The 510-nt window shown below is 45.1% G+C and carries 1 protein-coding gene; it reads left to right on the top strand.

What is annotated here, in order from left to right; genetic code table 11:
- Nucleotides 1-510, top strand: a 510-nt coding sequence (locus KH893_RS11735; protein ID WP_281166269.1) for a helicase-related protein, incomplete at both ends; no start/stop codon positions are given.

The following is a 510-nucleotide window of genomic DNA, read 5'->3' as shown; positions in this document are numbered from 1 at the left end:
ATGTTGCAGCTCGTGGTCTTGATATTTCCGGAGTTACACATGTTTATAACTACGATGTTCCGCAAGATCCCGAATCTTATGTTCATCGGATCGGCCGTACCGGCCGTGCCGGACACCATGGCGTTTCTGTGACTTTTGTTGTTCGTGGTGAAATCGATTATCTTCGTGCAATTGAAAAATTGATTAATAAGCGGATGGCTGCCTTGAAACCACCTTCGGCTGAAGAAGCACATGTTGCTCGTTTGAAGAATGCTAAAGCAGAGACTTATGCCGTCTTGGGCAAAACGACTGTTGATAACGTTGAAGATGAAGCAACTGAAATTGCCAGTCAATACGATGCTAAATTATTAGCAGCTGCACTATTGCATGCTTTGTCTAAAGACGATGAAAGAACTCGACCTGTTGATATCGCACAGGAAAAGCCTCTTCCACGCCGCCATAGTTCATCAGATCACAGTCACAATTTCCGTAGTGGACGCTCTAATGGTAATCGTGGCCGCAGCAATGGTA

Source organism: Liquorilactobacillus sicerae (assembly GCF_029916425.1).
Taxonomy (GTDB): domain Bacteria; phylum Bacillota; class Bacilli; order Lactobacillales; family Lactobacillaceae; genus Liquorilactobacillus; species Liquorilactobacillus sicerae.
Note: the sequence above shows the minus strand (reverse complement) of the source record. Positions and strands in the feature narration are given on the sequence as shown.